We start from the raw sequence: 13,275 nt of genomic DNA on the forward strand, positions 1-13,275 counted from the left end.
GGCGGGAGCGCACTTAGAAAAGAGGCAGGTGTCCGGCGCGGAAGCCGTGGCTCCCGCACCGGGAAATCAAGAGCTGGTTGCTAGGCTCCGATAAAGCGGGCGTAGAGCGAACGCGCCACGCCGACGTCGGTGGTGCCCTTGATGATGGCGCGGCCGTCGGGGAACAGCGTCAGCTCCAGCGGCTCGCGGTAGAACTTGAGCACAAACTCGTTATAGCGCACGGTGCCGTGGGCGGAGAGGCGCTGGCTCATCTCCTCGAAGTTTACCGGACGGTTGCGCTCGTGAATCTGGACCGAGTTGCGTCCGCACATGGAAATATGCGGGCGTGCTTCACCGGAGAGATGCGTGAACTCGCGCTCGTCGCAGGCGCGGCAGCCCTCGCGCGGATGGTCGGTGCGGATCTCCGAACGGTCGTTATGCCAGACGTCGACCGAGTACAGCGTGCGGCGCATTTTGTCGCGCGCGCCCACCAGGTACTTAATGGCCTCGGTGACAGAGAGCGAGGCGACGGCGTTGACCGCCGAATTCAGGATGCCCGAGGTGTCGCAGGTCTCGGTCGGGCCGGTCGGCGACTCCGGGAACATGCAGGCGAGGCAGGCGGTCTCGCCCGGGAGTACGTTCATGGTTACGCCGTAGCTTCCGACAGCGGCCGTATAAATCCACGGAATGTTCTTCGAGATGGCGTAATCGTTGATCAGGTAACGGGTCTCGAAGTTGTCGGTGCCATCCAGAACCAGTTGCGCGCCTTCCAGCAGGTCTTCGCAATTGCCGGGCGTCAGGTCGGCGACCTGGCCATCCACGGTGACTTCGGAATTCACGGATTTGAGCTTGCGCGCGGCGGCTACGGCCTTGGGCAGGCTCTCGGCGGCGTCGGCCTCGTCAAACAGCACCTGGCGCTGCAGATTGCTGGGCTCAATGTAGTCGCGGTCGATCACGCGTACCCAGCCCACGCCGGCCCGCACCAGCAGGGAACTGAGGGCGCTGCCGGTGGCGCCACAGCCCACAATCGCGATGCGCGAGGCCGCCAGCTTGCGCTGACCCTCCTCGCCAATGCCACGAAACAGAATTTGTCTTGAATAACGTTCGGCAAAACGAAGGTTCGTATCCATGAATGCGTGCTCCAGACGTTATTATATGAGTCATCGCGCGGCGCGGTTCGGATTGGCACTGTTTTTGTCGCAGGACGTGCCGTTGCGTGGTCCTTGCGGTGAATGCCGCAGGCGGAAGGGCTCGGATTGCGTTTCCTGAACTGGTCGGCACTCAGCCTGGCGCTGCTGGCGTCGCTGGCGCCCGTCGCGGTGGAGTCCGCGCGTGCGCAGGCGGTGGAGAGTGTTGCTGTCTCCGCCTCCGGCGTGGCCCGGCCGTCCTCGCAGAACGTGTCACAGGTCAAACTGGTTAGCAGCACGGGGAGCGAGCCTTCTCAGGCTGTCCAGAAGCTGCTTCAACCGGTTTCCGGGACGCCGTTCGATCGTGCACGTCTTCGCGCCGTGGTGCGCACACTCTATGCCACCGGCCTGTTCGCCGAGGTGACGGTGGAAAGCGAGACGTCTTCCGATGGCCTGCACCTGCTGTTCCGCACCGAGCCGAACTATTTCAATGGCGACGTTCGCGTGGAGGGCCTGACCAAAGCCGGCCCCAGCGAGACGCAGATGATCAACTCCACGCGCCTGACGCTGGGCGAGTTGTTCACCGAAAAGAAGTTGCAGGATTCGCTTGACCGCATGCGCCGCGTGCTGGAAGACAATGGCTATTACCGCGCCGAGGTGACCTGCGACCGGCGTCCCCAGCCGCAGACACAGCAGATCAACTTCATCTTCCGCATCAATATGGGCGAACGCGCCACCATCGGCGCCATCACCATCACCGGCAATAGCGGCATGACGCCCGCACAGGTGGAGAGCATTGGCCGCATGCACACCGGCCGTCCCGTGCGCGGAGACACCGTGGTGAAGATGCTCTCGCGGTTGCGCAAGCACTACACCGAGCGCAACCGGCTGGCAGCACAGATCGTCAACACCACGCGCGCCTACAACCAGCGCACCAACACCGTGGATTATGTCTTCCAAGTCGACCGCGGCCCGGCCGTGGACTTGCGGGCGGAGGGCGCACACGTCAGCCAGAGCAAGCTGCATCATTACGTTCCGATCTATGAGGAAAACGCGATTGATGACGACCTGCTCAACGAGGGACGCCGCAACCTGCGCGACTACTTCCAGACCAAAGGCTATTTTGATACGGCAATCAACGTGCGCCAGGAGCAGGAGAGCAAGGACAAGCTGCACGTTGTGTACGACATCGACCGTGGCGAAAAGCTGAAGCTGGCGGCCATCGACATTGAAGGCAACAAGGCCTTCATGACCGACAACCTGCGCGAACTGCTGGTGATGCAGCCGGCTTCGTGGATGATGCCCAGCGGCCGCTTCAGCCAGGCTACGCTGGCGCGCGACGTGGCTGCCATCAAGCTCTTCTATACCTCCAACGGCTACATCCACGCCGAAGTCGGCAGCGAGTTGAAGCACGACACCAGCGGCAAGCAGGACACGCTGCGGGTGATCATTCGCATTCAGGAAGGCCCGCTGGTGCGGGTGCGCAAGCTGACCATTGAGGGCAATAGCGCCCTCAATGCCGATGCCATTCACTCGCGCATTGACCTGGCCGAGGGGCAGCCCTATTCGGAGACGACCATCAGTGCCGATCGCGACAACGTCGTCTCCATGTACTTCAACGCAGGCTTTCCCTCGGTGGAGATGGAGAGTACGTCCGCGGTGGCCGAGGGCGATGAGACACTGCGCGACGTGACCTACACCATCCATGAAGGCCAGCCCGTGACCGTGGACCGGGTGCTGGTCAGTGGCGTGGAGATGACGCGGCCGCACATCGTCAACCGCGAAATCCGCGTGCATGACGGCGGTCCGCTCAGCCAGGACCGCATGATCAGCAGCCAGCGCGGGCTTTACGACCTCGGCATCTTCAACGAGGTCGGCGTGGCAGTGCAGAACCCCGACGGCGCCATCAGCCAGAAAAACGTGCTCTTCCAGATCAAGGAAGCCAAGCGCTACACCTTCAATTACGGCTTCGGCGTGGAAGCCGGAAGCGGCGTGAACCAGAGCCAGAACAGCGGATCGCAGGGAAAAATCGGTGTAAGTCCGCGTGTTTCACTCGACGTCACGCGTATCAACTTTCGCGGACGCGACCAGTCGCTGATCTTCAAGTCGCACTTTGGCAACCTGCAGAAGCGCGCGCTGCTCAGCTTCGACCAGCCGCGCTGGTTCGACCGCCCGAACTGGCGGCTGACCCTGACCGCCTTCTACGACAACAAGCGCGACGTCACCACCTACGCCTATGACAAGGTGGAAGGCTCTCTGCAGTTGCAGCAGGTCGTCAGCCGCGCCACGCAGATGCTCTACACGTTTGCCTACCGCCGCGTGAAGGTTGATCCGAACAGTTTCCCCTCGGGCTTCAGTGAAGACCTGATTCCGCTCTATTCGCGGCCGGTGCGCGTCGGCATTCCGAGCATGACCTATGTGCGCGATACGCGCGACAATCCGGTGAACTCCACCAAGGGCCGCTACAACACGTGGGACCTTGCGATTGCCTCCAGTGCGTTCGGCTCGGAGGCCAACTTCGGCCGGGTCATTCTTCAGAATTCGACCTACCACTCCTTTGGCCGGAAGCACCAGTTCATCTTGGCGCGCAACACGCGCATCGGGCTGGCGTCACCTTACGGCAAGTCAACGATTGTTCCCCTGCCGGAGCGCTTCTTCCTCGGTGGCGGCAACAACCTGCGCGGATTCCCCATGAATCAGGCGGGGCCGCGCGATCTCGACACCGGCTCGGCGCTCGGCGGCGACGCGTCCATCGTCAACAACATAGAGTTTCGCCTGCCGCCGCCGCAGTTGCCCTTTGTGGGAGACAACATGAGCTTCGTCTTCTTCCACGACATGGGCAACACCTTCGCCCACACCAGCGACATGTGGGCGAGCCTGGCGCGCTGGCATCAGCCAGGGCAGGAGTTCTGCCGCAGCACCGACGCCAGCGTCGGCTGCAACTTCAATTACATTTCGCACGCGGTCGGCACCGGCATCCGCTACCACACACCCATCGGCCCGGTGCGCGTCGACCTGGGTTACAACTTGAATCCGACGGTGTATCCGGTGAAGTCGCCCACCAGCGGCTCGCCGTACCATGACACCACTCGGCGGCTGAATTTCTACTTCAGCATCGGGCAGACGTTCTGATGATGCGTCGTTGGCTCCAACTCGTTGTGCTGTTGCTGGCGGTGAGCACCTGTGCGCATGCCGCGGACGTGGTTGAGCGCATTGTCGCCACCGTGAACCGGCAGCCGATTCTGGCCAGTGAACTTGATGACGAAACGCGCTTTGAGGCGTTGCAATCCGCCAAGCCCGTGGCCGCCATCACCGCAGAGGACGCGCGCGGCGCGCTCGACCGCCTTGTGGATCAGGAATTGATCCGCCAGCAGATGCTGAACCTGACGCCGCCCACTGCCGAGGATGTGGCCGAGCAGGTTCGCGCGGTGCGCGCGGAGTTCCCGCAGGCCAGCAGTGAAGCTGGCTGGCAGAAGGTGCTTGCCTCCTATCAACTTACAGGTGCCGACGTGGAGCGGCTGCTCTCCGCACAATTACAGATGGTGCGCTTTATCGACTTCCGCCTGCGGCCCAACGCGCGCGTGCATCGCTACGAGGTGGAAGCCTATTACCGCGACAAGTTCTCTCCTGAAGTGCGCACCACCGGACACGAGCCAGACCCGCTCAACAAGGTTTATGCACGCATTGAGGAACTGCTGGTTCAGCAGAAGCTCAATGAGCAGCTCACAAGCTGGATGAGCAGCCTGCGTGCGCAGGCCGATATCGTCATTCACTGGAAGCCCGAAGCCGCCGCCGGAGAGGTGCGTTGAGATGACGACGCCTGCCAGCCCGGAGAAGCAGACGCCCTTGCGCAAGCTACGCGTGCGCTACCACGTGCACGTCAGCCATCGCGTGGAGGCGGCCATCGGTATCGTCTTTCTGGCGGTTGCCTGCTTCGCGGCCTGGTATCTCACGTCCACCAATTTCCGCATGCACATGCAGCGCATGGTGGTCTCGCGGCTGGAGCGTGCCACTGGCGCGAAGGTCGAAATGCGCGATTTCCGCTGGGACCTGTCGCGGCTGGAGTTTGAAGCCGATGGGCTGGCGCTGCATGGCACGGAGCCGGCCGGAGCGTTGCCGCTGTTCCACGCCGACCGCGTGAAAGTGGGGCTCAAGCCCTTCGGCTGGATGCGCGCGCGTCTGGCCTTGCGTGAGATTTCGGTCCTGGCGCCAACCGTCCACATCATCACCAATCCGGACGGCTCCACGAACCTCCCTGGCCCCAAGCAGCCGTCGCGTCCGCTGGATGAGCGTGTGCAGCAGTTGTTCAGCCTCGCCATCAACCACGTGGAGTTGCGCAACGGACGCTTCATCGGCAACGACCACGAAACGCCGCTCGACCTCGATGCTGGCGACGTGGAGACAGAGATTCTCTGGGACACTACCGCCCGTCGCTACGACGCCATGTTGCACGCGGGCCGCGTCGACATTGCGCCTCATGCGATGCGCCATTTTGCCGTCGCCGTGGACGTTCGAGCCAGCATGTTGCGCGACCGCCTGCTGTTGCAGCAGGCGCGGATACGCAGCGAGCGCAGCACGCTTGAGCTGACCGGGCAGATCGTCAACTTCCGTGAGCCCAAGCTGCTGGCGGATTACAAACTCAACGGCGACCTCGGGCAGGTGGGCGCCATTACGCGCTTTGCCCGTCTCCACGGCGGCGAACTTGCGTCTGCCGGGCGCTTTACCTACAGCGCCGGGCAGTGGCGCGCTGCGGGCAAGCTCAGTGTGCGCGACGCCTCTTACGATGCCGGAGCATTCCGCCTGCGCGGCATCTCGCTTGGCACCGACTTTGCCGCCGACAGCAAGCTCATCAAGCTGCCGCACCTCTTCCTGCATGGAATGGGCGGCACCGTTGCTGGCTCCATGCAGGTGGCCAACTACCAGTCCGGCCCCGGCGCCGCAAAGGCGGACGAGCAGCACGCCGAGGGCGACTTCATCGCCACCAGCGTTTCGCTCGCGCAGGTCATCCAGTCGGTTTCCAATAACGACCTGCCGCTCGACGCTCTGCACGCCGAAGGCCTGACCAGCGGCAAGGTCAACGTACATTGGCGTGGTTCGGCCGAGCACGCGCTGGCCGATATGGACCTGACGACGGCGGCGGTCTCGCCCGGCTCCGCGCCCGGCCATGTGCCTTACGCGGTCCGCCTGCTCGGCCAGTTCAACTATGCCGAGGACGCCATGGACATCGCCGTCGGCGAGATTCAGACGCCGGCTTCGCACGTCTCGGTGCGGGGACGTCTCTCGAATGATTCCGGCATGCATGTGCAGGCCACCTCGTCCAATCCCTCGGAATTTGCAGGCATCATTGCGCGGTTGCGCGGCGTGGACGCCGGGCCCATGCCGGTCGAGTTCGGCGGGCTCACTTCGTTCGAGGGCACTATTTCCGGCCGCCTGAGCCTGCCGACCGTGCAGGGGCACGCCGACGCACAGGACATCACGCTGGTGCTGCCGCGCACGATTTTCGGCTTTGAGCCCACCAAGCCCGCGCAGATGGTGCGGCTGCCGTGGACGAGCATTTCCACCGACCTCGTCTACGACGCTTCGCGACTCGCGTTCACCAACTCGCACCTGCGCAACGGCAACATGCAGCTCGCGCTCGACTTCCACACGCAGCTTGCGCGGGGCCGCATGCCGGACAACCCACTGATGCAGTTGCGCGCGAACCTCGAACAGGCGCGGCTCTCCGACGTGCTGGCGGTGATTGGTGAGAAGCTTCCGGCGGACGGCACGCTTGAGCTTTCAGCGTCGCTTGCCGGCCCAGAGAGCGATCTGCGCGGCAGCGGCACCCTGCGCCTTCAGGACGGCATTGCCTGGGGCCAGCCGGTGCAGTCGTTGAGTTCAAACTTCGATCTCGGTGGAGGGCACATTCAGTTCCCGCGTGCAGAGTTGCGCACCGCCGGAGGAACAGCCACAGCCACGCTGGCCTACAACATCGTGGGTGGGGAATTGCACTTCCGCGCGCGCGGTGCGGGCTTCCGTCTGGAGCAGGTACGCGCGCTCGAAGCGAATCCGAAGCTGCAGCTTGCGGGCGAGTCGCGCTTTGAGGCCGATGGCATTATTGCTCCCGGTGAGGCGGTGCTCAATGGCAATGCCCACTTTGCAGGGGTGAAGATCAACGGCACAGCCGTTGGCGACTTTAATCTGGTGGCCGCCAGCAGCGGCACCGAGATGAAGCTGACAGGGCATTCGCAGAGCACGGTCGGCGAGGCCGCACTCGACGCCGTGGTCAGCCTCCGTGGAGATTTTCCCGCGCGTGCACAGGTCAAGCTCAGCAGTAGCAATCTGAATCCGCTGATCGCAGCATTCTCGCCGCTGCGGCTGACCGGTCCCACGGCTGTCGCCGCCGAGCTGCGCGCCTCCGGCCCGCTGAAGAAGCCGGCAAAAATCTTTGCAGAGTTTGAAGCCGACAAGCTCTCTGCCAGCGTGCAGGGCGTTCCGGTGGTGAATGAAGGCTCCATCCTGATGCAGGTCTCTGATAACGTGCTGCGCGTGGAGCGTTGCCGCCTGGGTGGGGAAGGCTCACGGTTCTTTGATCTGCGTGGAACCGCCGAGCTGACGGGTGCGCGCAAGCTCGCGCTCCGCGCCAGCGGCGACATGAACCTGAAGCTGCTGCAGGCCGCCAACCCGGACATGATGTCCAGCGGCACGGCGCGCTTCAACGTCAACGTGAACGGAACGGTCGCCAACCCGATCTTCCAGGGCAAGGTCACGGTTGCGGGCGCCTCCGTCAGCTACATTGACCTGCCCAACGGCCTCAGCGACATCAACGGCACCATGCAGTTCAATCGCGACCGCCTTGAGGTGACGGACCTGACCGCGCGCAGTGGCGGCGGCGAGGTAAAGCTGGGCGGCTTCCTCACCTATCTTTCACCGCAGGGCCTCTACGCCAACATCACCGCCACCGGCCATGACATTCGCATCCGCTACCCGGAGGGCGTCAGCTCCACGGCCAATGCCAACCTCTCGCTGGTGGGCAGCCCGCAGAATGCGACGCTCAATGGCGAGGTCACGGTTACGCGGCTCGGCTTCAACCACGAGTTCGATTTCGCCATGTACCTTGCACGCGGGCGCCAGCCTGCGGTGACGGTGCTCGACCTCGACTCGCCGCTCAACAAGCTGCACCTGGACATGCACATTGTCTCCGCACCGGAGTTGAACGTGCAGACCAGCCTGGCGCGCTTCTCCGGCAACCTGGACCTGCGCGTGCGCGGCACCGCGTTGCGCCCCGTCGTCCTCGGCCGCGTGAATATTCTCGACGGCGATATTTCGTTCAACTCGACCAAGTATCACGTTGAGCGTGGCGACATCAATTTCAGCAATCCAGTGAAGATCGAGCCAAACCTTGACCTGGAAGCTTCGGCCAAGGTGCGCGACTACGACATCACTCTCGGCTTCCACGGTACGCTCGACAAGCTGAACACCAGCTATCGCTCCGATCCGCCGCTGCCGACGCAGGACATCATCGCGCTGCTGGCGCTCGGCCGCACGCGTGAGGAGTCCGCCAACCCGGCCATGCTGGCCAGTGGACAGCAGTCTTCGCCCACCGTGGGCAGCACACCCAGCGACGCGCTGCTGGGGCAGGCGCTCAACGCCACCGTCAGCAGCCGCATGCAGAAGATTTTTGGAATCAGCCGCCTGAAGATTGATCCCCAGGTGGGCGGCGCGGAAAACAACCCCAACGCGCGCCTCACCGTGGAGCAGGAAGTCTCAAACAAGGTGACGCTGACCTACATCACCAACCTCAGCCAGTCGGCACAGCAGGTCATACAGTTCGAGTACCACGTGAACAAGGACGTCTCGATCGTGGCACTGCGCGATTACACCGGCGTCGTCTCCGTCGACGTGAAGTTCCGCAAGCGCAAACGCTAGCCGGAAAGATTCCTAGACAAACACCACGGTCTTGCGTCCGTAGAGCAGCACGCGGTTTTCGAGGTGCCACTTCACGGCGCGCGAGAGCACCACGCGCTCCAGGTCGCGTCCCTTGCGCACAAGATCCTCGACGGTGTCCCGGTGCGAGACGCGGGCCACATCCTGCTCGATGATCGGCCCTTCGTCGAGGTCCTGCGTGACGTAGTGACTGGTGGCACCAATCAGCTTCACTCCGCGCTCAAACGCTTGGTGGTAGGGCTTGGCGCCGATGAACGCCGGCAGAAACGAGTGGTGGATGTTGATGACGCGGTTGGCAAAAGCTTCCACAAACGCAGGCGAGAGCACCTGCATGTAGCGCGCCAGAACCACCAGGTCGCAGCCCTGCTCGCGGAGCATGGCAATCTGCCGTTGTTCCACCTCGAGTTTGGTGGCGGGCGTCACTGGCGTGTGCACGAAGGGCAGGCCATAGTAGCGCGCCAGCCGCTCGGCGTCCGTGTGGTTGGAGAGGATAATAGGAATATCGCAATCCAACTCGCCCAGTTCGTGTCGTGAGAGCAGGTCGGCGAGGCAGTGCAATTGCCGCGAAACGAGGATGCCAACGCGCGGGCGGCGTTCGTAGCGTGCCAGCCGCCAGTGCATCTGGTGGCGCTCGGCAATGGCGGCGAACTCCAGCTCGCACTGCGCAAGGGGGATGTTCATCGCGGCGGCGTCGAACTCGACGCGCATCAGAAACTGGCCCGTCTGCTCGTCGCTGTGTTCGTCGGCGTGCAGGATGTTGCCCTCGTGCTCAAGGATGAAGTTGGCGATGGCCGCCACAAGCCCTTTGCGGTCCGGACAGCTGATCAACAATACGGCGGTATCTTCCCGGTGGAGCTGGGATGCCATGATGCGCCTCTTTTCCAGAAGTATGATTGCCGCGAGGGGGCGGTGTTGGGTTACTCGTCTGCGCCGAGCCGCTCACCGGCGGCACGGATGGCCTTCCACAACTCATTCTGACCGAGTCCGGTCTTTGACGAGTAGGGAAGAATCTCCTCCACGCCGAGTTCCTTCTTCAGCGCGTTGAGGGAGTTTTGCAGCTTGTTGCCGACGCGGTCGGCCTTGGTGGCCACCACCAGAAAGTCGCGCTGGTTCGACCTCAGCCACTGCACCAGTTGCGCGTCCAGCGCTTGCGGCGGAATGTTGGCGTCCACCAGGCACAGGCACAGCGCCAGCGTCTCACGCTCGGTCAGGTAGGGATTGATGAACTGCGGCCACTGCTCGCTCAGCGCCTTGGGAACGCGCGCGTAGCCGTAGCCGGGCAGGTCGGCAAACAGCACGTCCGGCTTGGGACGTCCCGGCCAGCGGACTTCAAAGAAATTGATGGTTTGCGTGCGGCCAGGCGTGTTGCTGGTCTTGGCGATCTTGGCGCCCACCAGCGAGTTGATCAGGCTGGATTTGCCAACGTTCGAGCGGCCCAGGAACGCGATCTCAGGCGTCCCGGGTACAGGGAGGCGTGCAGCATCGGCAACAGAGGTCAGAAATCGCGTGTAAACCTTCATACCCCATGTTAACCGATATTTCCGGGCTTGTGGCTGCACGGAGGTGTGATGCGTGGCTCGTCTGCCGGTTCCAGTGACTCTATCGCGTGCGAACACGCATGTTCCGCGCGGCACGCGCAGCTTCCGCGCAAGAAAAAGCCCGCCGTGTGGCGGGCTTTGCAGTTTCTGTGTGAGTGAGTTACTGCCGGGCGGTGGCTGTGTCCTGCGGTGGCTCCGCTGCCAGTGGCAATGCCGGGGCAGGCTCGGTCACTTCCGGCAGCGGACGCTCCAGCGCGATCTGCAGCACCTCATCCATGTTGTCCACAAAGTGCAGCTTCAGTTCGCCACGCAGGTTCTCCGGAACCTCGGCCACATCCTTCTCGTTCTCCTTGGGCAGAATGGCCTCAAAGATACCGGCTCGCATGGCGGCCAGCAGTTTTTCCTTCAATCCGCCGATGGGCAGCACCTTGCCGCGCAGCGTGATTTCGCCAGTCATGGCAATGTCGCGCCGCACGGGAATCTTGCTCAATGCGCTGGCCAGCGCCGTCGCCATGGTGATGCCAGCCGACGGGCCGTCCTTCGGAATTGCGCCCTCGGGAACGTGGATGTGGATGTCGACGTTGCGGTAGAACTCGCGCGCGATGCCGAGCCGCTGCCAGCGCGAGCGCACGTAGCTCATGGCTGCCTGTGCCGACTCCTGCATCACGTCACCGAGCTTGCCGGTGAGCGTCAGTTTGCCCTTGCCGTCAATCACCGCAACTTCGGTCGAGAGAATCGAGCCGCCGACCTCGGTCCAGGCCAGGCCCGTCACCAGGCCGATTTCGCTCTTCTCATTGGCCATGGTGTCGCGGAAGCGCACGATGCCGAGGTAGTCGCTGAGGTTCTCGTCCGAAACGTTGACCGAGACCTTCTCGCCTTCCTTGACTACCTTGCGCGCCACCTTGCGGCAGACGTTGCCGATCTCGCGTTCCAGGTTGCGGACGCCGGCCTCGCGCGTGTAGCCGCGGATGATGGCCTTCAAACCCTCGTCGGTGAAGGTTAGATTCGCCGCCGTCAGGCCGGTCTGCTCAAGCTGCTTGCGCACCAGATATTGGCGCGCGATCTCCAGCTTCTCCAACTCCGTGTAGCCGTGCAGCCGCAGCACTTCCATGCGGTCCTGCAGCGGTCCGGGGATGGTGTGCAGCACGTTGGCCGTGGCGATGAAGAAGACCTGCGACAGGTCATACTCCACGTCGAGGTAGTGATCGACGAACATGAAGTTCTGTTCCGGGTCCAGCACTTCGAGCAGTGCCGACGATGGGTCGCCGCGGAAATCGCTGGCCATCTTGTCGACTTCATCGAGCATGAAGACCGGGTTCTTTGTGCCAGCCTTCTTCATCATCTGGATGATCTGGCCGGGCAGGGCGCCGATGTAGGTGCGGCGGTGCCCGCGAATTTCAGCCTCATCCCGCACGCCGCCCAGCGACATGCGCACGAACTTGCGCCCGGTGGCTTTGGCAATGCTCATGCCGAGCGAGGTCTTGCCTACGCCCGGAGGTCCCACAAAGCACAGGATCGAGCCTTTCGGGTTCTTCACCAGTTGGCGCACGGCCAGGAACTCGAGAATGCGCTCCTTGATCTTCTCCAGCCCATAGTGGTCTTCGTTCAGCGTCTTCTCGGCGAACTCAATGTCGCGGACTTCCTTCGACTTCTTTTTCCACGGCACCGCAAGCAGCCAGTCCAGGTAGTTGCGCGAGACGGTCGACTCCGCAGACATCGGCGGCATCGCCTCCAGCTTCTTCAACTCCTGTATGGCCTTCTCGTAGACGTCGGCGGGCATGCCGGCGGCGTCCACCTTCTTCTTCAGCTCGTCCCACTCGCTCTTTTCGCCGCGGCCAAGTTCCTTCTGGATGGCCTTGATCTTCTCGTTGAGGTAGTACTCCTTCTGGGCGCGCTCCATCTGCCGCTTCACGCGGCCCTGGATGGTGCGGTCCATGTTGAGCTTCTCAATCTCAATGTCGAGGACGTCGGCAACGCGCGTCAGCCGCTCGAGGGGGTCGAAGATTTCGAGCAACTGCTGCTTCTCTTCAATGGAGAGCTGCAGGTTGCTGGCGATGGTGTCGCTCAGCCGGCCCACGTCGTCGGTGCGCACGGTGGCGGCAATCGTCTCGTAATTCAGCGACTGGCACAGCTTCACGTACTGCTCAAACAGAGCCGCCACGCGCTGCATCGCCGACTCAACCTGCGGCGTCACTTCCGGCGCGTACTTGACGGTGCGCAGCGTGGCCTCAAAGTAGCCGTCGGTCTCATCGACCTGAAGGGTCTTGCCGCGCTCCAAGCCCTCCACCAGCACCTTGATGTTGCCGTCGGGCAGCTTCAGGTTCTGCACAATGTTGACGATGGTGCCGACCTGGTAGATGTCGCCCGGCTTCGGCTCGTCCACACTGGCATCATGCTGAGTGGCGAGGAATATCTTCTTGTCGGTGGCCAGTGCCTCTTCCAGCGCACGCACGCTCGATTCGCGGCCCACCACGAACGGGGTCATCATGTACGGGAAGATGACGACGTCCCGAATCGGCATCATCGGCAGCTTCCGAGTTTCGAACTTTTCTTTACCGAGGCTCACTCACCCAACTCCTTGGCCCATTTTGAATAGATCATTCCCAATGAAGGATTGACGGGCCTACCACTGTGTTTTTGAAGCCTACTACATCGCCCAAAGGCCAGCAACCAGCGCACGCGATTCGATGGCTCCTGCCCAAAGA

At 62.8% G+C, this 13,275-nt stretch carries 7 protein-coding genes; 3 read left to right on the forward strand and 4 right to left on the reverse strand.

Translation table 11 applies throughout. The annotated features are described in order from the left end of the window. Positions 1–80 precede the first annotated feature (80 nt). Positions 81–1,109 carry a ThiF family adenylyltransferase gene (locus AC6IZO_RS02490; RefSeq protein WP_497807668.1) on the reverse strand — a complete coding sequence of 343 codons (1,029 nt, stop codon included), beginning with the start codon at positions 1,107–1,109 and terminating at the stop codon, positions 81–83. Positions 1,110–1,235: 126 nt separating this feature from the next. Here AC6IZO_RS02490 and bamA point away from each other — a divergent pair, with 126 nt between their 5' ends. From bamA to AC6IZO_RS02505, 3 genes are read left to right on the forward strand one after another with little or no spacing between them, the layout of a single operon-like run. Further along, complete coding sequence (gene bamA, locus AC6IZO_RS02495) at positions 1,236–4,238, forward strand: outer membrane protein assembly factor BamA (RefSeq protein WP_497807670.1); 3,003 nt, start codon at positions 1,236–1,238, stop codon at positions 4,236–4,238. Next, positions 4,238–4,915 carry a SurA N-terminal domain-containing protein gene (locus tag AC6IZO_RS02500; RefSeq protein ID WP_497807672.1) on the forward strand — a complete coding sequence of 226 codons (678 nt, stop codon included), beginning with the start codon at positions 4,238–4,240 and terminating at the stop codon, positions 4,913–4,915. Before bamA ends, AC6IZO_RS02500 begins: the two co-directional genes overlap by 1 nt. 1 nt (position 4,916) lies before the next feature. After that, positions 4,917–9,014: a translocation/assembly module TamB domain-containing protein gene (locus AC6IZO_RS02505; RefSeq protein WP_497807674.1), complete on the forward strand. Its 4,098-nt coding sequence runs from the start codon at positions 4,917–4,919 to the stop codon at positions 9,012–9,014. Positions 9,015–9,026: 12 nt separating this feature from the next. Here the strand turns inward: AC6IZO_RS02505 and purU are convergent, their stop codons facing one another. The 3 genes from purU to lon all read right to left on the reverse strand — a co-directional run bounded on the left by purU (position 9,027) and on the right by lon (position 13,136). Further along, the gene (gene purU, locus AC6IZO_RS02510; protein ID WP_497807676.1) at positions 9,027–9,899 is read right to left on the reverse strand and encodes a formyltetrahydrofolate deformylase; all 873 of its coding nucleotides are present in this window, start codon (positions 9,897–9,899) and stop codon (positions 9,027–9,029) included. A gap of 50 nt (positions 9,900–9,949) precedes the next feature. Then, complete coding sequence (gene yihA / locus AC6IZO_RS02515) at positions 9,950–10,552, reverse strand: ribosome biogenesis GTP-binding protein YihA/YsxC (RefSeq protein ID WP_497807678.1); 603 nt, start codon at positions 10,550–10,552, stop codon at positions 9,950–9,952. A 178-nt stretch (positions 10,553–10,730) separates the two neighbouring features. Next, positions 10,731–13,136: an endopeptidase La gene (gene lon, locus AC6IZO_RS02520; protein ID WP_497807680.1), complete on the reverse strand. Its 2,406-nt coding sequence runs from the start codon at positions 13,134–13,136 to the stop codon at positions 10,731–10,733. Between the last annotated feature and the right edge of the window lie 139 nt (positions 13,137–13,275).

The organism is Oryzophilus luti (genome assembly GCF_059726245.1).

Excerpts from the sequence above, each read along its gene's own strand:
- AC6IZO_RS02490 (WP_497807668.1), bottom strand. The coding sequence starts at position 1,109 with ATGGATACGAACCTTCGTTTTGCCGAACGTTATTCAAGACAAATTCTG.
- AC6IZO_RS02500 (WP_497807672.1), top strand. The coding sequence starts at position 4,238 with ATGATGCGTCGTTGGCTCCAACTCGTTGTGCTGTTGCTGGCGGTGAGC.
- AC6IZO_RS02505 (WP_497807674.1), top strand. The coding sequence starts at position 4,917 with ATGACGACGCCTGCCAGCCCGGAGAAGCAGACGCCCTTGCGCAAGCTA.
- purU (WP_497807676.1), bottom strand. The coding sequence starts at position 9,899 with ATGGCATCCCAGCTCCACCGGGAAGATACCGCCGTATTGTTGATCAGC.
- yihA (WP_497807678.1), bottom strand. The coding sequence starts at position 10,552 with ATGAAGGTTTACACGCGATTTCTGACCTCTGTTGCCGATGCTGCACGC.